20 protein-coding genes are annotated in these 19867 nt (G+C 70.2%); 16 read left to right on the top strand and 4 right to left on the bottom strand.

Annotation, left to right across the window (positions count from 1 at the left end; all coding sequences use genetic code 11):
- Window positions 1-60 precede the first annotated feature (60 nt).
- Genes AB0J95_RS47175 through prcA form a run of 3 tightly spaced genes read left to right on the top strand, consistent with a single transcriptional unit; the run spans window position 61 to window position 2033 of the window.
- Window positions 61-255 carry a ubiquitin-like protein Pup gene (locus AB0J95_RS47175; protein ID WP_364772869.1) on the top strand — a complete coding sequence of 65 codons (195 nt, stop codon included), beginning with the start codon at window positions 61-63 and terminating at the stop codon, window positions 253-255.
- A 53-nt stretch (window positions 256-308) separates the two neighbouring features.
- Entirely contained in the window at window positions 309-1172 is an 864-nt protein-coding gene (gene prcB, locus AB0J95_RS47170; protein ID WP_364772867.1) for a proteasome subunit beta, read from the top strand.
- A 39-nt stretch (window positions 1173-1211) separates the two neighbouring features.
- On the top strand, window positions 1212-2033 hold the full coding sequence (gene prcA, locus AB0J95_RS47165) for a proteasome subunit alpha (RefSeq protein WP_364772865.1): 822 nt from the start codon (window positions 1212-1214) through the stop codon (window positions 2031-2033).
- 262 nt (window positions 2034-2295) lie between these two features.
- Here prcA and AB0J95_RS47160 read toward each other — a convergent pair whose 3' ends face one another.
- Window positions 2296-3768, bottom strand: coding sequence for a phosphatase PAP2 family protein (locus AB0J95_RS47160; protein WP_364772863.1), 1473 nt, complete (start codon window positions 3766-3768; stop codon window positions 2296-2298).
- Between the two features lie 122 nt (window positions 3769-3890).
- Between AB0J95_RS47160 and pafA the strand changes: the two genes are divergently transcribed.
- On the top strand, window positions 3891-5249 hold the full coding sequence (gene pafA, locus AB0J95_RS47155; protein ID WP_364772861.1) for a Pup--protein ligase: 1359 nt from the start codon (window positions 3891-3893) through the stop codon (window positions 5247-5249).
- Between the two features lie 246 nt (window positions 5250-5495).
- On the opposite strand, the gene AB0J95_RS47150 is transcribed toward pafA, so the two are convergent.
- Entirely contained in the window at window positions 5496-5714 is a 219-nt protein-coding gene (locus AB0J95_RS47150) for a hypothetical protein (protein WP_364772859.1), read from the bottom strand.
- A 163-nt stretch (window positions 5715-5877) separates the two neighbouring features.
- On the opposite strand from AB0J95_RS47150, the gene AB0J95_RS47145 reads away from it, so the two are divergent.
- The 10 genes from AB0J95_RS47145 to AB0J95_RS47100 all read left to right on the top strand — a co-directional run bounded on the left by AB0J95_RS47145 (window position 5878) and on the right by AB0J95_RS47100 (window position 16091).
- On the top strand, window positions 5878-6846 hold the full coding sequence (locus AB0J95_RS47145; protein ID WP_364772857.1) for a WYL domain-containing protein: 969 nt from the start codon (window positions 5878-5880) through the stop codon (window positions 6844-6846).
- Window positions 6843-7805: a YafY family protein gene (locus AB0J95_RS47140; RefSeq protein WP_364772855.1), complete on the top strand. Its 963-nt coding sequence runs from the start codon at window positions 6843-6845 to the stop codon at window positions 7803-7805. The genes AB0J95_RS47145 and AB0J95_RS47140 overlap by 4 nt, the downstream gene beginning before the upstream one ends.
- A gap of 19 nt (window positions 7806-7824) precedes the next feature.
- Window positions 7825-8055, top strand: coding sequence for a bacteriophage holin (locus AB0J95_RS47135; RefSeq protein ID WP_364772854.1), 231 nt, complete (start codon window positions 7825-7827; stop codon window positions 8053-8055).
- A gap of 47 nt (window positions 8056-8102) precedes the next feature.
- Window positions 8103-8447: a Sec-independent protein translocase subunit TatA gene (gene tatA, locus AB0J95_RS47130; protein ID WP_364772852.1), complete on the top strand. Its 345-nt coding sequence runs from the start codon at window positions 8103-8105 to the stop codon at window positions 8445-8447.
- Between the two features lie 96 nt (window positions 8448-8543).
- Window positions 8544-9434, top strand: coding sequence for a twin-arginine translocase subunit TatC (gene tatC / locus AB0J95_RS47125; RefSeq protein ID WP_364772850.1), 891 nt, complete (start codon window positions 8544-8546; stop codon window positions 9432-9434).
- On the top strand, window positions 9434-10315 hold the full coding sequence (locus AB0J95_RS47120) for a YegS/Rv2252/BmrU family lipid kinase (RefSeq protein WP_364772848.1): 882 nt from the start codon (window positions 9434-9436) through the stop codon (window positions 10313-10315). Before tatC ends, AB0J95_RS47120 begins: the two co-directional genes overlap by 1 nt.
- 41 nt (window positions 10316-10356) lie before the next feature.
- On the top strand, window positions 10357-13107 hold the full coding sequence (locus AB0J95_RS47115) for a DEAD/DEAH box helicase (protein ID WP_364772846.1): 2751 nt from the start codon (window positions 10357-10359) through the stop codon (window positions 13105-13107).
- Window positions 13108-13216: 109 nt separating this feature from the next.
- The gene (locus AB0J95_RS47110; RefSeq protein ID WP_364772844.1) at window positions 13217-13912 is read left to right on the top strand and encodes a DUF4333 domain-containing protein; all 696 of its coding nucleotides are present in this window, start codon (window positions 13217-13219) and stop codon (window positions 13910-13912) included.
- A 57-nt stretch (window positions 13913-13969) separates the two neighbouring features.
- A complete protein-coding gene (locus AB0J95_RS47105) occupies window positions 13970-15178 on the top strand; it encodes a GNAT family N-acetyltransferase (RefSeq protein WP_364772842.1) in 1209 nt (402 codons plus the stop codon).
- Between the two features lie 106 nt (window positions 15179-15284).
- Window positions 15285-16091 carry an SAM-dependent methyltransferase gene (locus AB0J95_RS47100; protein WP_364772840.1) on the top strand — a complete coding sequence of 269 codons (807 nt, stop codon included), beginning with the start codon at window positions 15285-15287 and terminating at the stop codon, window positions 16089-16091.
- A gap of 240 nt (window positions 16092-16331) precedes the next feature.
- Here AB0J95_RS47100 and AB0J95_RS47095 read toward each other — a convergent pair whose 3' ends face one another.
- Together AB0J95_RS47095 and AB0J95_RS47090 are read right to left on the bottom strand one after the other, a co-directional pair.
- Window positions 16332-17273 (bottom strand): 5'-3' exonuclease, encoded by a 942-nt coding sequence (locus AB0J95_RS47095; protein ID WP_364772838.1) that lies wholly within the window; start codon window positions 17271-17273, stop codon window positions 16332-16334.
- 11 nt (window positions 17274-17284) lie between these two features.
- Window positions 17285-18268 (bottom strand): LacI family DNA-binding transcriptional regulator, encoded by a 984-nt coding sequence (locus AB0J95_RS47090; RefSeq protein ID WP_364772836.1) that lies wholly within the window; start codon window positions 18266-18268, stop codon window positions 17285-17287.
- Between the two features lie 174 nt (window positions 18269-18442).
- Between AB0J95_RS47090 and AB0J95_RS47085 the strand changes: the two genes are divergently transcribed.
- Together AB0J95_RS47085 and AB0J95_RS47080 are read left to right on the top strand one after the other, a co-directional pair.
- Entirely contained in the window at window positions 18443-19342 is a 900-nt protein-coding gene (locus AB0J95_RS47085) for a dihydrodipicolinate synthase family protein (protein WP_364772834.1), read from the top strand.
- Between the two features lie 76 nt (window positions 19343-19418).
- Entirely contained in the window at window positions 19419-19865 is a 447-nt protein-coding gene (locus tag AB0J95_RS47080) for a hypothetical protein (RefSeq protein WP_364772832.1), read from the top strand.
- The last annotated feature ends 2 nt before the right edge of the window (window positions 19866-19867 follow it).

Here is a 19867-nt window from a genome sequence, read left to right as displayed (position 1 = left end):
CGGGACGAATGTCGGTCCTCCTGGGTAATGTTCAAGTAGGCCAGTCGAACGGGAGGCCCAATGTCCCAGGAACATGTGCAGCGGCAGGGTGGCGGCGACGGCGACGAGGACGTCGAAGGCGCGGCCCCGGCCGGTCAGGAACGCCGCGAGAAGCTCGGTGAGGACGTGGACACGATCCTCGACGAGATCGACGACGTCCTCGAGGAGAACGCGGAGGACTTCGTCCGCGCGTACGTGCAAAAGGGCGGCCAGTAGCCCCCGGGCACCACGTAGCGGCCGGACAGAGCACCTAGGAACGAAAGCAGGGCATGGACAACACCTTCTCCCGCCTGGGGGCGGGCCTTGGGCTACCGGCTGCCTACATGTCGGCCGCCTCGTCGTCGTTCACCGAGTTCCTGCGCGAGCAGGCGCCGGAACTGCTGCCCGGCGGCAGCGTGCGAGTGTCGCCCGCGGGCATGGGCGCGGTGAACCCCGTCGAGATCCCGCACGGGACCACCATCGTCGCCGCCGTCTACGACGGCGGCGTGCTGATCGCGGGTGACCGCCGGGCGACCGCGGGCAATCTCATCGCCCAGCGGGACATGGAGAAGGTGTACATCACCGACGAGTACTCGGCGGTGGGCATCGCGGGCACCGCGGGCCTGGCGATCGACCTGGTCCGGCTGTACGCGGTCCAGCTGGAGCACTACGAGAAGATCGAGGGCGTGCAGCTGTCGCTGGACGGCAAGACCAACCAGCTGGCCTCGATGGTGCGCAGCAACCTCGACATGGCCATGGGCGGGCTGGCCGTGGTGCCGCTGTTCGTCGGCTACGACCACGAGGCGGACGAGCCGGCCGGCCGGATCGTGTCCTACGACGTGGTCGGCGGCCGCTACGAGGAGCGCGCCGGGTTCCACGCGGTCGGCTCCGGCTCGCTGTTCGCCCGTTCGTCGCTCAAAAAGCTGCACGACCCGGCGGGCGACCGGGACGCGGCGCTGCGGGCGGCGGTCGAGGCGCTCTACGACGCGGCCGAGGACGACACCGCCACCGGCGGCCCGGACGTGTCGCGGCGGATCTTCCCGTCCGTCATCACCATCGACGGCCAGAACGGCGCGGTGCGCGTCCCCGAGGACGAGACCAGCTCGATCGCCGAGGCCGTCGTCACCGACCGGATGCGGCGCCCCCGTGGCTAGCCTCCTTTTCCAGACCATCGAGACCCAGGAGCCCTCGCTGTGAGCATGCCGCTGTACGCCTCGCCCGAGCAGTTGATGCGGGAGCGGTCGGAGATCGCCAGAAGGGGCATCGCCCGCGGCCGCAGCGTGGTCGTCCTGAAGTACGCCGGTGGCGTGCTGTTCGTCGCCGAGGTTCCGCCGAAGAGCACCCTGCGCAAGGTGTCCGAGCTCTACGACCGGATCGGGTTCGCCGCGGCCGGACGCTACAGCCAGTTCGACAGCCTGCGCCGGGGCGGCATCAAGCACGCCGAGCTGTGGGGTTTCGCCTACGACCGGCGGGACGTCTCGGCCCGCCAGCTGGCCAACGTGTACGCGCAGACCCTCAGCTCGATCTTCACCGACCAGCTGATGCCCTACGAGGTCGAGATCTGCGTGGCCGAGGTGGGCGCCACCTCGGAGCAGGACCAGATGTTCCGGCTGACCTACGACGGGTCCATCGTGGACGAGCCGCGCTACGTGGTGATGGGCGGCAACACCGACCCGATCTCCACGGCGCTCAAGGAGACCGTCAACGAGGGCATGGAGCTCGGTGAGGCGCTGGGCGTGGCCGTCCGCGCGCTGAGCAAGTCCAGCAGCCCCAGCACCGGCGCCTCCTCGTCGTCCTCGTCCTCCTCGGCGGGCAACAACAACGGCAACGCCGGTGAGCTGCTCGGCCCGGAGAAGCTCGAGGTCGCCATCCTCGACCGCTCCCGCCCGCGCCGCGCCTTCCGCCGGATCTCCGGCGAAGCCCTCACCGCCCTGCTGCCCACCACGGAAACGCCTCCGGCCGCCGACGAGTCCAAAAAGGACGAACCCCCCACCGATGCACCCGGCGGCGAATAACCATCAAAGCCACCCCAGGGCCCCTCGCGCACACCCGCACGAGGGGCCCTTTTTTCGGGACAGCGGGGCCACCTTCGGATGGGTGTGGGGTAGCGCGGGTTTGATTTTGTGCGGGGTGGCGGCGCGCATAAGCTCGTCGGCGGGCAGGGCGCCGGCCCTGCCCGCATCTTGCCTGCCCGCGCGCCGCAGGGGTCCCCGCACAAAATCAAACCCGCGCCCGGGCACCTCGCAGACAGACCCAGCCGGGCGCCCAGACCCAGCCTCACTCAGCGCGATACACACCCAGCGCGGCGGGCTGCGAACGGAACCGGAACCGTGTCCCCTCCGGCCCCACCTCCCCATCAGTGGCGATCGCGACCGGCGACCCGATTACCGTCACGTCCAGCTCACCCGTGTCGAAGTGCCGGTACGTGACGCTGCGGTGCAGCGCTCCGGTGATCGCGGCCGCGATGAACCGCAACCGGGAGAACCGCACGTCGGCCCGGATGTACCGGACGTCCATCAGGCCGTTGTCCAGGCGCGGGCGGGTGGTGGGGGCGAAGCCTTTGGGGCGGTAGCTGCCGTTGCCGACGAAGATCATCCAGACCAGGTGGTGCTCGCCGTTGATGCGCAGGTGCAGCGGGGTCGACTCGCGCAGGATCTTGACCAGGGCCATCCCCGCCGCGGGCCATTTCGTCCAGCGCTTCTCCAGTTTCTCCCGCAGCCGCACCATGTCCGGGTAGCCGCCGAGGCTCGCGGTGTTGATGAACCAGCGGGCCGGCTGGCTGTCGACGGTGACCGTGCTGAGGTCGACCCGGACGCCGTCGCCCGCTGAGACGGCCGTGGCGGCGCTCTGGATCCCGTCCGCGCCGACGTCCCGGGCGAAGTGGTTCAGCGTCCCTGCGGGCACGAGAACGAGCGGCAACTGCCGTTCCGCGGCGACCGTGGAGACCGCCGCGACGGTTCCGTCGCCGCCCGCGACGCCGAGGGCCTTGGGCGCCTTGCTGTCGACCGCGTCCCGCAGCTGTTCGACCAGGTCCCGGCCGGGCGACGGCGTCAGCACGGTCGCCTTGGGCCAGTACTCGGCGATCTGGCCGGTCGGGTCCTCGCCGTCCACCCCGGATCCCGGGTTCACCAGGACCAGCAGGTCTTCGCCGTCCTCCAACGCCGACAACGCCGAATGGGGGTGCGCGATGGCCGGTTCGTCCGTTCCGGTGGGCCACCAGCGCCGGGTGGCGAGCCCGGCGGCCACCCCGATGGCCGCACCGGCGGCGACATCGGTCGGCCAGTGCACGCCGGTGTGGACGCGCGAATATGCGACCGCTGCCGCCACTGGGGCGATGACCAGGCCCAAGACCGGGCTCTCCATGGCCAGCGCTGTGGTGAACGCCACTGCTGACGCTGAGTGACCGGACGGGAAGGACGAGGATGTCGGCCGTTTGGTCAACCGGCGGTGCACCGGCAGCAGTTCGGCCGCCGGCCGGCGTCTCGGGAACAGCTGCTTGCCGATCAGGTTCGCGCTCATGCTCGCGCCCCCGATCGCGGCCACACCACGCATCGCGGCGCGGCGCGTCTTGCCCTTGCGCAGGGCGAGCACGGCCGACACGCCGAACCAGAGCTTTCCGTGGTTGGCCGATTTGGTCAGCGCCGTCAACACCCGGTCGGCGCGGCTGGGCGGCAGCCCGGCGGACCGGCGGACGAGGCGTTTGTCCACTTGGCTGGCATCGCGCAGGCGGCTGCGGACTCGTCTGAACACGTCTGGAACGTTAGCGACACCGCCGATCCGGCGCCGATCGAATGTTACGAATACGGCCAGTTGACCTATGTCGCCCCGAACGGCGCACGGCCCCTGTCGCCCGGACCGCCTAGGCTTAAGGGATGCAGCGGCGGATCTTCGGCATCGAGACCGAGTTCGGGGTGACCTGCACCTTCCATGGGCAGCGCAGGTTGAGCCCGGATGAGGTGGCGAGGTACCTCTTCCGGCGGGTCGTGTCGTGGGGACGTTCCTCGAATGTCTTCCTGCGTAACGGCTCGCGCCTGTACCTGGACGTCGGGTCGCACCCGGAGTACGCCACGGCGGAGTGTGACGACCTGGTGCAGCTGGTGACGCATGACAAGGCGGGTGAGCGGATCCTGGAGGACCTGCTCGTGGATGCCGAGCGTCGGCTGGCCGATGAGGGTATCGGCGGCGATATCTTCCTCTTCAAGAACAACACCGACTCGGCCGGCAACTCCTACGGCTGTCATGAGAACTATCTGGTCACCAGGGCCGGGGAGTTCTCGCGGATCGCGGATGTGTTGTTGCCGTTCCTGGTCACGCGTCAGCTGATCTGTGGCGCGGGCAAGGTGCTGCAGACGCCGCGGGGCGCGGTGTACTGCTTGTCGCAGCGGGCCGAGCACATCTGGGAGGGCGTGTCCAGCGCGACGACCCGGTCGCGGCCGATCATCAACACCCGCGACGAACCGCACGCGGATGCTGAGCGCTACCGCCGCCTGCACGTGATTGTGGGCGACTCGAACATGTCCGAGTCCACCACCCTGCTGAAGGTCGGCAGCGCCAACCTCGTGCTGGAGATGATCGAGGATGGGGTGCAGTTCCGGGATTTCAGCTTGGACAACCCGATCCGGGCGATCCGGGAGATCAGTCATGATCTGACCGGCCGCAGGCTGGTGCGTCTCGCGGGTGGCCGGGAGGCCTCGGCGCTGGATATCCAGCGGGAGTACTACGCCAAGGCGGTCGAGCATGTCGAGCGGCGTGGTGCCGATCCGGTGACCAACCGGGTGATCGAGTTGTGGGGGCGCACGCTGGAGGCGGTGGAGCAGGAGGATCTGGGGCGGATCGACCGGGAGATCGACTGGGCGATCAAGCACCGGCTGGTGGAGCGGTACCAGGCCAAGCATGGGCTGGAGTTGTCCAGTGCCCGGATCGCCCAGCTGGACCTGGCCTATCACGACATCCGCCGCGGCCGGGGCATCTTCGACCTGTTGCAGCGCAAGGACCTCGTGGCCCGCGTCACCGACGACGGGGAGATCGAGGCGGCCAAGGACACCCCGCCGCAGACCACCCGGGCCAAGCTGCGCGGTGATTTCATCGCCGCCGCCCAGGAAGCGGGCCGGGACTTCACCGTGGACTGGGTGCACCTCAAGCTGAACGACCAGGCCCAGCGCACGGTGCTGTGCAAGGACCCGTTCCGGGCCGTGGACGAACGCGTCGAGCGCCTCATCGCCAGCCTCTAACCCACACCAACGTGCGTGGCCGAGCCGGTCCAACCGGCGCGGCCACGCACGAGTGCTACTTGGCCACCGTGAGACCGCGGTCCTGAGCGGCTTTGGCCAGCCGATCGTCGAAGGTGGCGCCGCTGTCCCCGGCCGCGAGCAGCACGAGCAGTCCGGGATGTTCAGCTGACGCCCATCGGAACGTCCGTGTAGCCGGTGAGGATCCGCTCGGCATCGTCATGGTGGGCAGGTGCAGCACCGCGAACGTCAGCGGCGGGCGGCGGGGGCCCGGTAGTGGCGGGGCTGGGGTTTGCGGTCGGTGCGCCGGGTGTGCGTGCCGAACCGGGAACCGACGATGACCACGCAGCTGGGTGCCGGCGGACGGGGACGGACCGGGCGGGCGGTGGCGCGGGGACGGTACCGGCGGCGGCGCAGGCGGGCCGCGACCGCGCTCAGGCCGAGCAACACCACAACACAGATCCACACGCCTCGTAGCCTGGATCACATCAGTCACATTCGCCTCAGAAGTCACACGAAAGTGTGTTCGATCCGGTGATCGGATCTCCGGGCGTGGACGAGTCCGTGCGAACGGTCCGTTCGCACGGAGTGGTACGGGCATGGGACGCACCGGTGGGGTTAGGGTTTCGGGGTGTCCGTCGCGCGCGCAGAACGCCTGGTGAACCTGGTGCTCTGTCTGTTGTCCACCAGGCAGTACCTCTCCGCGGAACGCATCCGGGAGATCGTCCCTGGTTACGGTGACGCGCCCTCGGACGAGGCGTTCTTCCGGATGTTCGAGCGGGACAAGACGGAGCTGCGCGAGCTCGGCGTGCCGCTGGAGGTCGGCCGCCAGTCCGGCGCGGAGATGACCGACGGTTACCGGATCGCCCGCCGCGACTACGAGCTCGGCGACATCGACCTCGAGCCCGACGAGGCCGCCGCGGTCGCGCTCGCGGTCCGCCTCTGGGACTCGCCGGAGCTGACCGGGGCGGCCAACGGCGCCCTGATCAAGCTGCGCGCCGCCGGGGTGGACGTCGACCAGTCCTCGGCCGCCGCGGTGGAGCCCAAGGTCCGCACGACCGAGTCCGCGTTCGCCCCGCTGCTGGCCGCGGTCCAGGACCGGCAGGCCGTCACGTTCGACTACCGCCGCCCCAGCCCGGCCGAGCTGCGCAGGCGGACCATCGAGCCGTGGGGCGTGGTGTCCTGGCGCGGCCGTTGGTACGTCGTCGGCCACGACCGCGACCGCAGGGCGCCGAGATGTTTCCGGCTGTCCCGGATCGTCGGCGAGGTCGAGCCGATCGGCGAGCCCGGCGTCGTGCAGGCGCCGGAGAAGGTCGACCTGCTCGGCTTCGTCGCGCACACCGGCGGCGAGCCGACGTCGAGCTCCATGGCGCGCATCTGGGTGGCCAGGGGTAAGGCGACCGGGGTGCGCCGCCGCGCCAAGGTGATCGGCAGCCGTGCCGTCGCCGGGATCCCGGGCGACGAGGTGGAGCTGGAGCTGCTGTACCCGGAGTCGGCGGCGAACTGGCTGGCCGGGTTCGGCCCCGACGTGCTGGTGCTGGAGCCGGACGTGCTGCGCAAGTCGGTGCACGAGCGCCTGCTGGCGGTGGTCGGCGGATGAGCACCCCCGAGCGCCTGCCGAGACTGCTCGCGCTGGTGCCCTACCTGCTGGCCCGGCCCGGCATCAAGATCACCGACGCGGCGGCCGACTTCGGCGTCGGCGAGAAGCAGCTGCGCAAGGACCTGGAGCTGCTCTGGATGTGCGGGCTGCCCGGGTACGGCCCCGGCGACCTGATCGACCTGTCCTTCGAGGGCGACACCATCACGGTCGCCTACGACGCCGGGATGAGCCGCCCGCTGCGGCTGACCGGCGCCGAGGCCACCGCGCTGCTGGTCGCGTTGCGGGCCCTGGAGAAGACCCCGGGGCTGGCCGACGGCGAGGCGGTGCGGCGAGCTGTCGCCAAGATCGAGGCGGCCGCGGGGCAGGCCCAGCCCGCGGGCGTGGTGGTCGGCCTGGGCGTTCGGGAGGGCGACGCCGAGGTCCGCGAGCACGTCCAGCACGCCCTACGGACCAGGCGTGCGCTGCGGATCACCTACTACACCGCGTCCAAGGACGAGATCACCGAGCGGACCGTCGACCCGATGCGGTTGCTGCTGGTCGAGGGCCGGTCCTACCTGGAGGCCTGGTGCCGCCGGGCGGACGCGGTGCGGCTGTTCCGGCTGGACCGGATCGACGAGATCACCGAGCTGGACGAGCCGGCCGCGCCACCGCCGTACGCCGAGCCGACCGATGTGTCCGTCGGCCTCTTCCAGAACCGCCCCGACCAGCGGCTCGCCGTCCTGGTGCTGGACCCGGACGCCCGCTGGGTGGCCGAGTACTACCCGGTGGAGTCGGCCGAGGAGCTCGACGGCGGCCGGGTGCGGGTGCGGATGCGCTACTCCGACCGGTCCTGGATGGTCCGGCTGCTGCTCAGCCTGGGCGGCGAGGTGCAGGTGGAGGCGCCGGACGAGCTGGCGGACCAACTGCGGAACCGGGCGCTCGCCGCGCTGCAGCTGGCCGGCAATCTCGAGTCAACCTGAGCAGGCTACTGTTCCGGCCGTGTCGTTCATCCTGGTCGCCGTGTTGCTGGCGCTCGGTCTGGTGATCTTGGCCCTCGCGTTGCTCGCGCTGGCTGGTCACATCCGCAGGCTCGGCATTACGCGCAAGCAGGTCACCGGCGAGGTGCAGGCGGCGACCGGACTGCTGACCGCCCGAAAAGCCGCTTTGGGCGTCGCGATCCGTGAACGCAAGGCCCGGAAGAACGACCATGGCGCCGTCACGAAAGCGTGATTGACAGGTAGCATGCTGGTGAGTTGGGCAACGGAGGAGGAAGTCCTGTGGGTAACCTCGGAGCCACCGAGCTGATCATCATCGCGGTGGTGATCATCCTGCTCTTCGGAGCCAAGAAGATGCCGGACATGGCCCGCTCGCTGGGCCGGTCGATGCGCATCATCAAGGCCGAGACCAAGGGCATGCGCCAGGACGAGGGCGAGGAGCCCGTCGCGCCGGTCCAGGCCACCGCGACGCCGGCCAGGCCGCAGGACCCCGCGCCCTCCCAGCTGCCGGAGGCCAAGGCCGCGACCGCCTCGGACGTCGAGAAGATGCAGAAGCAGATCGACGAACTGCAGGCGCAGCTGAAGAACAGCCAGGCACCGCAGGCTGAGCAGAAGAACGCCAGCTGACCTGACCTAGCGAAAGACGGTTACACGGTGGCCCGCGACCCGGACCGCCGGGAAGCACGGCGGACACGCAGCCGCCGGCACAATCCCGACGGCACCATGAGCCTGAGAGAGCACCTCTACGACCTCAGGCACCGGCTCAGTCTCGCTCTGCTGTTCCTGGTCCTGGGTGCGATCTTCGGCTACATCTGGTGGGACTGGCAGATCGTCCCGCACGGTGCGCTGGCCGACATCATGCTCAAGCCGTACTGCGACCTGCCGTCGGAGGCCCGTGGCGTCGCCCCGGGTGCCGCGCAGGAGACGTGCCGGCTGCTGCAGACGACCCCCTTCGAGGGCTTCATGGTCCGCATGAAGGTGGGTTTCGGCGCGGGCGCCGTGCTGACCAGCCCGCTGTGGCTCTACCAGATCTGGGCCTTCATCGCGCCCGGCCTGTACGCGAAGGAACGCAAGTTCGCGCGCCGGTTCGTGCTGTTCGCCACGATGCTGTTCGTCGCCGGTGCGCTGCTGGCCTACTACGTCGTCCCGCAGGGCCTGCAGGTCCTGGTCGGCTTCGGTGGCGGCTACTTCCAGACGTTCTTCAAGGCCGACGACTACTTCTCGTTCGTCCTGGTGATGCTGCTGATCTTCGGGGTGAGCTTCGAGCTGCCGCTGGTGATCATCATGCTCAACCAGATCGGCGTGCTCACCTACGACAAGCTCAAGCGCTGGCGCCGGGGCATCTACTTCGCGCTGTTCGTGTTCGCCGCGATCGCGACCCCGGGCACCGACCCGTTCTCGATGGTGGCGCTGGCGATCGCCATGTGCCTGCTGTTCGAGATCTCCGTGCAGGTCGCGAGGGTGCACGACCGGCGCAAGGCGGCCAAGGTGTCGGGCACCGAGGAGGACTACTCGCAGCTCAGTGACGACGACGTCTCGCCGTTGCACATGGACACCAGGCCGGAGCAGCCGAGCGAGAAGCCGGCCGGCTCCAGCTTCGACGACGTCACGTAATGCGCGCGGCGTTGGTGGTGTGCCCGGCATCGGGGCTGGGCACGGCCGCACGGGTGGCCGGTTCGGTCTCCGCGCGGCTGCGCGACGCCGTCGACCAGCTGGACCAGTACGTCCCCACGTCGCCCCAGGACACCGTCAGCACGCTGCGCAAGCTCGTCGACGCGGGCACCGAGACGGTCGTCGTCCTCGGCGGTGACGGAGCCGCCCACGCCGCCGTCCAGGCGTGCGCGCAGTCCGAGACCGCGCTGGCGGTCATCCCCGCGGGCACCGGCAACGACCTCGCCCGCGCCCTGGGCCTGCCCAAGGACCCCATCCAGGCCACGAGCGTCGTGGCCGACGGCCTGCGCCGTGACCTGCGGTCCTCGTTCGACCTCGGCCGGGCCGGCGACACGTGGTTCGCGACCGTGCTGTGCGCTGGTTTCGACTCGGCCGTCAACGAGCGGGTCAACCGGATGCGCTGGCCGCGCGGCCCGCGCCGTTACGACCTGGCGATCGTGGCCGAGTTGGCCGCGCTGACCCCGGCGAAGCTGACCGTGCGCACCGAGACCGAGACCCTCGAGGTGGAGGCGAACTCGGTGGCGGTGGGCAACACGCCCTTCTACGGCGGCGGCATCCCGGTCTGCCCGGGCGCCGACCCCGCCGATGGCTGGCTGGACGTGACCGTCGTGGGCCGTGCCACCCGCCGTGACCTGCTCAAGATCCTTCCCGGCCTGCGGACCGGCTCGCACGTCGACCACCCCGCGGTGACCACGATGCGGGCGCGTGAGGTGAGCCTGAGCGTGGACGGCGGCTGGATCGGCTACGCCGACGGCGAACGTATCCGCCCGCTCCCGCTCGACGTCACCTGTGTTCCCGCTGCTCTTCAGGTCGTGGTCAAGTAATCCCCGCCACGACTGTCGTACCGGCACGTTACTGTTGACCCGTGGCCGCACGCCCTTCGCGTACGCCGGCTGAGGCTTACCAGGCGTCTCGACGCCGTTCGGAAAGCCCGGAGCTGGCCGAGTTCTCCTCCGCGCTCTCCTTTGAGCTCGATCCCTTCCAGACCCAGGCGTGCGAGGCGCTCGAGGCCGGGCACGCGGTGCTCGTCTGCGCCCCGACCGGCGCGGGCAAGACCGTGGTCGGCGAGTTCGCCGTGCATCTGGCGCTGGCCGAGGGCCGCAAGTGCTTCTACACGACGCCGATCAAGGCGTTGTCCAACCAGAAGCACGCGGACCTGACGGCCCGTTACGGCGCGGGCAAGGTCGGCCTGCTGACCGGCGACACGTCGGTCAACGGCGACGCGCCGATCGTGGTGATGACCACCGAGGTCCTGCGCAACATGCTCTACGCCGGCTCGGGCGCCCTCAAGGGCCTGGCCTACGTGGTGATGGACGAGGTGCACTACCTGGCCGACCGGTTCCGCGGGGCGGTGTGGGAGGAGGTCATCCTGCACCTGCCCGAGCACGTCCGCCTGGTCAGCCTGTCCGCGACGGTGAGCAACGCCGAGGAGTTCGGCGAGTGGCTCGTCGAGGTCCGCGGCGACACCACCGTCGTGGTCGACGAGCACCGCCCGGTCCCGTTGTGGCAGCACATGCTGGTCGGCCCGCGGATGATGGACCTGTTCGCCGGCGAGGACCCGGCCGGGGAGCCGCGGATCAACCCGCACCTGACCCGCCGGATCGAGGAAGTCGGCCGGATGCACGCCTGGGGCGGCCCGCGCGGGCGCGGGCGCCGTCCGCCGGTCCGGGGGTCGCGGTTCAAGCCGCCGTCGCGGATCGACACCATCCAGCGCCTGGACAACGCGGGCCTGCTGCCCGCCATCGTGTTCGTGTTCAGCCGGGCCGGCTGTGACGCGGCGGTGGTGCAGTGCAGCCGGTCCGGGGTGCGGCTGAACACCGAGGCCGAGGTCGCCGAGATCCGCAAGATCGTCAACCTGCGGACCAAGGACCTGCCCGAGGGCGACCTGGGCGTGCTCGGCTACTGGGAGTGGCGTGAGGCGCTGGAGCGCGGGTTCGCCAGCCACCACGCGGGGCTGCTGCCGATGTTCAAGGAGACCGTGGAGGAGCTGTTCGTCCGCGGCCTGGTGAAGGTCGTGTTCGCCACCGAGACCCTCGCGCTGGGCATCAACATGCCCGCGCGCACGGTCGTGCTGGAACGCCTGGTGAAGTACAACGGCGAGGCGCACGTCGACCTGACCGCGGGGGAGTACACCCAGCTCACCGGCCGGGCGGGACGGCGCGGGATCGACATCGAGGGCCACGCGGTCGTGCTGTGGCAGCCGGGCGTGGACCCGAAGGTGGTCGGCGGCCTCGCCTCGACCCGGACGTACCCGCTGAAGTCGTCCTTCCGCGCCAGCTACAACATGACGGTCAACCTGGTGGCGCGGCTGGGCGCGGAGGCCGCCCGCGGCCTGCTGGAGCAGTCGTTCGCGCAGTTCCAGGCGGACCGCTCGGTGGTCGGCGTGTCCCGCCGGATCGACCGCAACCGGGAGGCCCTCGAGGGCTACGCCGAGTCGATGACCTGCCACCTCGGCGACTTCGCCGAGTACGCCGAGCTGCGCCGCAAGCTCAACGACCGCGAGAAGGCGTTGGCACGGCAGAACTCCTCGGTCCGGCGGGCCGAGGCGGCGGCGTCGCTGGAGCGGTTGCGCAAGGGCGACGTGATCGCGGTGCCGACCGGCCGCCGGTCGGGGCTGGCGGTGGTGATCGATCCGGGCCTGGACCCGATGGGTGAGCCGCGGCCGCTCGTGGTGACCGAGGACCGGTGGTCCGGCCGGTTGTCCGTGCACGACTTCACCCAGCCGGTCGAGCCGTTGGGGCGGATAAGACTGCCCAAACAGGTAGACGTTCGCTCCCCGAAGTCCCGCCGGGACCTCGCCTCGACGTTGCAGAACACCGGGATCACCGTGCCGACCCGGGCGAAGCGCCGCTCCGGTCCGGACGACGACGCCGATCTCACGGCTCTGCGCCGGGCGTTGCGCGCGCACCCGTGCCACGGTTGTGAGGACCGTGAGGCGCACGCGCGCTGGGGTGAGCGCTACCACCGGCTCAAGTCGGAGACCGAGCAGCTGGAGCAGAAGGTAGCGGCCACGACGCACTCGCTGGCCCGCAACTTCGACCGCATCCGCGCCCTGCTGACCGAGCGGCAGTACTTGTCCCGCAACGGTTCCGAGGAAGTCACCCAGCACGGCAGGCGGCTGGCCAGGCTCTATGGCGAGTCCGACCTGCTGGCCGCCGAGTGCCTGCGGCACGAGGTGTGGTCCGCCCTCAACCCGGCCGAGCTGGCCGCGGTGGTCTCCGCGCTGGTCTACGAGGCGCGCCGGGACGGGCCGATGGACACCCGCGTCCCGCCGGGCGCGGTCACCGAGGCGCTGGCCGAGACCGCGCGCCTGTGGGCGTCGCTGGACGAGGACGAGCGCCGGCACAAGCTGGACCGCACCCGCCAGCCGGACGCCGGGTTCGCCTGGCCGGTGTTCCGCTGGGCCCGCGGCGAGTCGCTCGAGCGGGTCCTGACCGCGGCCGAAAGCGCGGGTCAGGAGCTGTCCGCGGGCGACTTCGTGCGCTGGTGCCGCCAGGTGGTTGACCTGCTGGACCAGATCAGGGACGTGCTCGGCACCGGCGACCCGGTGGGGGCCACCGCGGCACAGGCGGTGCAGGACATCCGCCGCGGTGTGGTGGCGATGGGTACGTTGTGAGAAATCGCGAGACACGGCTGGGACACGCTGGCCGGGTCGAGGGAGGGAATTCAGTGCGGCTGTGGTTGGATCTCGCGGAACGGCTGCACCAGGACACCGGAGGCAAAGCATGAGCAGCCCGTACGGGCCACCCGGCGGGAACGATCCGCAGCAGTGGGGCCAGCAACCGCAGCAGCCCTACGGCACACCGGCCGGCGGTTTCCCGGCCCAGCAGCCGGGTTACCCGCAACAGCAGCCCCAGTACGGGGGCTATCCGCAGCAGCAGCCGCAGCAGCCCCAGTACGGCCAGCCGCAGGAACAGGGCGGGTATCCGCAGCAGCCGCAGTACGGCCAGGAACAGCCGCCCAGCGGCGGGTTCCCGCAGCAGACGCAGCCGTACGCCCAGCCGCAGCAGCAGCAATACCCTGGCTACGGCCAGCCGCAGCAACAGCAGCCATACGGGGGCTACGGCCAGTACCCGGGCCAGCAGCCGCAGCCGCAGAAGAAGTCCGGTGGCGCCACGGTGTGGATCATCGTCGTGGTGGTCGTGCTGCTGGTCGCCGGCTTCGTGGTCACCGCGTTCGTCACGCCGGGCTTCCTGAACAAGAAGGTGCTCGACCAGAGCGCCGTGCAGCAGGGCGTCGTGAAGATCCTCAAGGAGCGCTACAACGAGGACGCGAGCGACGTGCAGTGCCCCGCCGACCAGGAGGTCAAGGTCGGCCACACCTTCGACTGCACGCTGAAGGTCAACGGCGACAGCCGCAAGGTGACCATCACGGTCAAGTCCGAGGACAAGGCCGAGTACGAGGTCAGCCAGTCCAAGTAGGACCCCGGACCCTAAATCGCTCGAAGCGGTCGCTCACGCCGTGCGAAGATCGCCGGTGTGAGCGACTTCGCCGTACGGGTGCTGGACGAACCGGAGTACCGGCCCGCGCAGGACATGTTCCGGCGCGCGCTGCACAAGGGGACGACGACCGACGACGAGTGGGCGCAGCTGGGGCCCACGTTCGCGCCCGGGCGGTTTCTGGCGGCGTTCTCGGAGGGGACCATCGTGGGCACCGCGTACTCGTTCGTGTTCGAGATGCTGGTCCCCGGCGGCCGGATGGTGCGGACCATGGGCGTGTCCCGGGTCGGTGTCCGCGCGGACCACACCCGCCGGGGTGTGCTCACCGAGCTGATGCGTTACCAGCTGGCCGAGGCGAAGGCGCGCGGGGATGTGATCGCCGCGCTGAACGCCAGCGAGGCCGTCATCTACGGCCGGTTCGGGTACGGGCCGGGCACGTACGGCCGTGAGCTGCGGATGCGCGGGGCTCGCCTGCATCCCGGGGTGCCGCGGGCCGGTGAGGTCCGGTTCGTCACCGGCGATGAGGCCGTGTCGCTTTTGCCTGGCCTGTACGAGAAAATCGGGTTGGACCGGCCGGGCATGCTGCTGCGGGACGACGGCGCGTGGGCGTTGATCAACCGGTTCCTGCGGCCGAACCCCACGCTGTACGCGGTGGTGCACTCCGGTCCGGACGGTGACGACGGGTACCTGTTGTACAAGACCGAATCCCTGGCCGACCCGGCGAACCCGGACCACGACAACAAGGTCGTTGTCGAGGAGTTGCAGGCCGCGAACCCGGGCGCCTACAACGATCTCGTCCGGTTCGTGCTCGGCCTGGACCTGGTCGGCGAGGTGTACTTCGAGTCCCGTGCGCTGGACGAGAAGCCCGAGTTGTTGCTGCAGGACGTGCGGACCTGTCGGACCGCTGTGGTGCAGGACGAGCTGTGGATCCGGCTGATCGACGTCGAGTCCGCTTTGGCCGCCCGCACCTACGGCTCCGCGCCACCGGTGGTGATCAAGGTCAACGACGCGTTCCTGCCCGAGAACACTGGTACGTATGGGATCTCGCCGTCCGGGGCGGCGCGGGTGAGCGGTTCGGCGGCCCTGGTGCTGGACGCCTCCGCACTGGCGATGATCTACCTGGGTTCGGTCAAACCGTCCGAACTGGCCGCCGCCGGCCGGCTGCAGGTCCTCGACCCCTCGGCGCTTCCCCACGCGGACAAGCTGTTCGGGTGTGACACGGTTGCCTGGTGTGGCACGTTTTTCTGAGTTCCTACGGATGCGTAGCGCGATCGTGTTAATCCGCTGTCCGGCCGGGTCAAATCCGCGCACTCGCCGCTAACCTGGCGGCAACGGCGTGGACGAGGAGGACTGGGTGACCGAAGCGGCGATCGAATGGGTACCGACCGGGATCGACGAGGAGGTGCCCAGCGCCGCGCGGGTGTACGACTACCTGCTCGGTGGCGGCCACAACTTCAGCGCCGACCGCGAGCTCGCGGAGAACCTGCTGAAGGTGCTGCCCGCGCGGGACATGGCCCGGCTCAACCGCCAGTACCTCGACCGGGTCGTGCGCTACCTGATCGGCGAGGGCGTCACGCAGTTCCTGGACCTGGGGTCGGGCATCCCGACGGTCGGCAACGTGCACGAGATCGCGCAGAAGGTCAACCCGGCGGCGCGGATCGTGTACGTCGACAACGAGGCCGTCGCGGTGGCGCACAGCGAGATGATCCTGCGCGAGAACCCGAACGCGGCGGCGATCCTGGCGGACATGCGGGAGCCGGAGGCGATCCGGGACCACCCCGCGGTGCGGGACCTGATCGATTTCAACCGGCCGCTGGGGTTGCTGATGGTCGGCGTGGTCCAGTTCGTGCCGGACGCGGACGACCCGTGGGCGATGACCGAGGCGTACCGGTCGATGCTGGTTCCCGGCAGCTACCTGGCCTTGTCCGCGTTCACCTGGGACAACGCGCCCGAGGGCATGCAGGCCGCGATCGAGGTGTTCAAGAACAGCCGCGACCCGATCTTCCCGCGCACCCACCAGGAGCTGCTGCGGATGTTCGGCGACTTCGAGCTGGTGCCGCCGGGCCTGGTCTACACCCCCGAGTGGCGGCCGGACCGGCCCGGCGACCTCGCCGACGCGTCCCGGTCGAACCTCTACGCGGGCGTGGGCATCAAGCGCTGAGCAGGACTCGACAGCGTCCGCGGCCGTGCGGACGATGTGGTCGGGTGGCGGGTTCCCGTTGGGCCATGGGCGATTCCCGAGCCGCGTAGCAGCGCCGATGTGATCCCACCGCGAGAACGGCGGTCTGCCGCTCAGCGCCGTAGGTCGCTGTGGTCAGGTGCCGATACTCCGGTCGCGCAGGACCTTGCCGACCCCGTCCCGCTCGGTCAGCAGATGGAGCGACCGTGGCGGGTGTGGCGATCACCGGCCCGTGGTGATGGCCTCCAGGAGGCGGTCCGCGGAGGCGCCCAGGCCCCACTGCTTCTTGATCGCCAGGAACCGGTCGAGGTCGGCGGGTTCGGTGGGGACGCGGTCGTCGCGGTCCAGCACGACGGGGGCGTCGACGGCCACGGCGACAACGGTCGGCGCGGCGGCGAGGTACTCGGCGGACGCGAGGATGTTGGTGGCGGCGCGTTTGGGGATGCGTTTGTCCCCCGCGGTGGCACCGGCGATCAGGGCTTGGAGGTCACCGAACTCGCGGATCAGCTTGGCCGCGGTCTTCTCGCCGATGCCGGGCACGCCCGGGAGGCCGTCGGACGGGTCGCCGCGCAGGACGGCCATGTCGGCGTAGCGGGGGCCGGTGTCCTCGGCGGGCAGGTCGTACTTGGCCGCCAGCTCGGCCGGGCCGATCACCTGGACCTTGTTCCAGCCACTGCCGACGTACCAGACCGTCGCGGGGGTCGGCTCGTGCCGGACGACCTGGAACATGTCCCGGTCACCCGAGATCACCTCGACCGGGTCGGTCTTCTCCCGCGCCACCAGCGCGCCGATCACGTCGTCGGCCTCGTACCCGGCGGCTTCGGCGGTGCACAGGCCGGCCGCGTCCAGCAGGTCGAGGATGATCGGGATCTGCGGGGTCAGCAGGTCCGGCACCTCCTCCTCGAGCCCGTCGCCGTCCTCGGCCACCCGGTGCGCCTTGTAGGACGGCAACGCCCGCACGCGGAAGTCCGGCCGCCAGTCGGCGTCCAGGCACGCCACCAGGCGGCCCGGCTGCCGGTCGGTGAGGATCCGGGCGATGGTGTCGGCGAACCCGCGCACGGCGTTCACCACGGTGCCGTCGGGCGCCGTCATGGAGTCCGGCAGCGCGTAGAACGACCGGAAGTACAGGCTGGCGGAGTCCAGGAGCGCGAGTGGAGCGGTCACGGGGGTGAAGCTTAGGCGGGTGGCGGCGAGGTTGTGGCGCGGACGATCAGCTGCGTGTCGAGGTCGACCTGACGGACCTCGGTCGTGCCCGCGTTCAGCCCGTCCAGCAGGAGGTCCACCGCGAGCATGCCGGCCGGCATCAGCGGCATCGCGACGGTGGTCAGCGGCGGTGAGCAGAGCGCGGCGAACATCAGGTCGTCGAACCCGGTCACGCTGACCTCGTCGGGCACCACGATGCCCCGGTCCCGCAGCCGCGCCAGCACGCCGAGCGCCATGATGTCGTTGTACGCCATGATCGCGGTCGGCTCCGCGGCAAGCGCGAGGTCGCACGCCTGCAGACCGCCCTCGTAGCGCGGCGGGAACGGCCCCAGCTCGATCAGCTCGACGCCGTGCTGCTGGGTGGCCACCCGCAGGCCGCGCCGGCGTTCCTTGTTCGACCAGGAGGTGCGCGGGCCGTTGAGGTACACGAGCTTGCGGTGCCCGAGGGCGACGAGGTGGTCGACGATCTGGCGCATGCCGGAGGCGCTGTTCATCAGCGCGGCGGGCACCCCGCGCAGCCGCCGGTTGAGCATGACCACCGAGGTGGTGCCCGCGGCCTCGTACAGCTGGGTGTCGTCGATGCCCGGCGAACAGACGATGACGCCGTCCACCTGTTTGGCCATCGCCCGCAGCAGCTGCTCCTCGGTCGCGCGGTCCTCGTCGCTGTCCGCGACGAACACTGAGTAGTCGGCCTGCCGGGCGCGCGCCTGCACGCCCTTGAGCACACCGGTGAAGAACGGGTTGTTCAGGTCCGGCACGACGATGCCGAGGTTGCCGGTGCGGCCGGTGATCAGGCCACGGGCGGCACGGTTGGGCTGGTAGCCGAGCTGCGCGGCCGCGTTCAGCACGCGGTCGCGAGTGGCCGGGCGGACCAGATCGGGGGACGAGAGCGCACGGGAGACCGTCGCCACCGATACCTGGGCTTCGCGCGCGACGTCACGGATGGTCACCGCCACCGGGCACACCTCCGTTCGTCACTTGGCTGGAGATCCTACCGACCGATGTAACGCGGTATCGGTACCGGGCGTCCGGCGCGGCGGGCGCGACGTGCGATGCGTTGACCGTCGCGCGGGTCGGATGGAAACATAACGAAAACGTTTACATTGTTTCTCCGGGGAAGGGAAGAGGGCATGGACGCGCTTCGCTCGGTAGTGTTGATCACCGCGACACCCTTCGACGCACGAGGCGCGCTGGCCGAGGAGGACTACGCGCGGGTCCTCGACCACGCCGTGACCGCCGGGATCGGCTGTGTCACACCCAATGGGAACACGAGCGAGTTCTACTCACTGACCCCCGACGAGCTCGACCGCGCCCTGGCGGTCACTGTGGCAACTGTTAAGGGTCGAGCGACTGTCATCAGCGGCGTCGGCCATGAGGTATCGCGCGCCGTCGAGATGGCCCGCGCGGCGGCCGACGCGGGTGCCGACGGGGTCATGGTCCACCAGCCGGTGCACCCGTACCTGTCCGACGAGGGCTGGATCGCCTACCACAAGGCCATCGCCGACGCCGTGCCGTCGCTGAAGGTCGTCTGCTACCTCCGCAGTCCGCACATCACCGGCGCGGCGGTCCGGAAACTGGCCATCACCTGTCCGAACGTCGCCGGGGTGAAGTACGCCGTGCCGGACGTCATGGCGTTCGCGGACATGCTCGCGGAGACGGGGTTCGGGGGCGCGGAACGGCTGGTGTGGGTGTGCGGGCTGGCCGAGTCGTGGGCGCCGTTCTTCTGGGTCGCGGGCGCCGAGGGCTTCACCTCCGGCCTGGCCAGTGTCGCGCCCGAGTTGTCGATGCGGCTGTTCGACGAACTCGACGCGGGCAACCCCGGCTCCGCCATGCGTGTGTGGCGCCGCCTCAAGCCCTTCGAAGACCTCCGCGCCCGCCACGGCAACGCCTACAACGTCTCCGCCGTCAAAGAAGCCCTCGCCCAGCTCGAACTCTGCCGCCGCGACGTCCGCCCACCCATCAGCGAACTCCCGCCCGCGGAACGCGACGAGGTCGGCAAGATCCTGCGCGACTGGGGCATCGGCAGCTGAGCCCGGGTGACTGGGAGCGAATCGTTAGGGCGGTGTCTGTACCCTCGGGGCAGTCGATCATGAAGGGGGACACCGGATGCGGAAGAAACTGGCGGCCGCGGCGATCGCGGCCGTGCTGCCGTTGAGCCTGGCCACCGCGGGACAGGCGTCGGCGGGGGATGTCGGGGACTCGACGATCTTCGACGAGGGCAGCGGCAGCTGGTACCACACGCACGGTTCGTTCACGTGGTTCAACCGGACCGTCACCGTGGCCGGGTATGTGGCGACCGGCAACCCGGCGTTCGACAACGACCCGAAGCCGGTGACGGTCACGCGCGTGTACTTCGAGGCCTACAACCTCGCCACCAAGGTCGAGATCCAGTCCCGGTCGACCGACTACGAGGCCTCGCCGAAGAGCTTCCGCTTCGACCTGAGCACCGACCGGGTCGGCGGCATCGACCGGATCAGGATCACCCGCTGCGGCTACTTCGGCGAAGAGCGGCTGTGGTGCGACACTCCCAAGAACTACTCACGCCCGTTCTGAGG

The organism is Actinocrispum sp. NPDC049592, assembly GCF_040675465.1.
Lineage (GTDB): Bacteria > Actinomycetota > Actinomycetes > Mycobacteriales > Pseudonocardiaceae > Kibdelosporangium.
Note: the sequence above shows the minus strand (reverse complement) of the source record. Positions and strands in the feature narration are given on the sequence as shown.

Coding starts and splice junctions, on each gene's coding strand:
- AB0J95_RS47175 (WP_364772869.1), top strand. CDS start 61: ATGTCCCAGGAACATGTGCAGCGGCAGGGTGGCGGCGACGGCGACGAG.
- prcB (WP_364772867.1), top strand. CDS start 309: ATGGACAACACCTTCTCCCGCCTGGGGGCGGGCCTTGGGCTACCGGCT.
- pafA (WP_364772861.1), top strand. CDS start 3,891: ATGCAGCGGCGGATCTTCGGCATCGAGACCGAGTTCGGGGTGACCTGC.
- AB0J95_RS47140 (WP_364772855.1), top strand. CDS start 6,843: ATGAGCACCCCCGAGCGCCTGCCGAGACTGCTCGCGCTGGTGCCCTAC.
- tatC (WP_364772850.1), top strand. CDS start 8,544: ATGAGCCTGAGAGAGCACCTCTACGACCTCAGGCACCGGCTCAGTCTC.
- AB0J95_RS47120 (WP_364772848.1), top strand. CDS start 9,434: ATGCGCGCGGCGTTGGTGGTGTGCCCGGCATCGGGGCTGGGCACGGCC.
- AB0J95_RS47110 (WP_364772844.1), top strand. CDS start 13,217: ATGAGCAGCCCGTACGGGCCACCCGGCGGGAACGATCCGCAGCAGTGG.
- AB0J95_RS47085 (WP_364772834.1), top strand. CDS start 18,443: ATGGACGCGCTTCGCTCGGTAGTGTTGATCACCGCGACACCCTTCGAC.
- AB0J95_RS47080 (WP_364772832.1), top strand. CDS start 19,419: ATGCGGAAGAAACTGGCGGCCGCGGCGATCGCGGCCGTGCTGCCGTTG.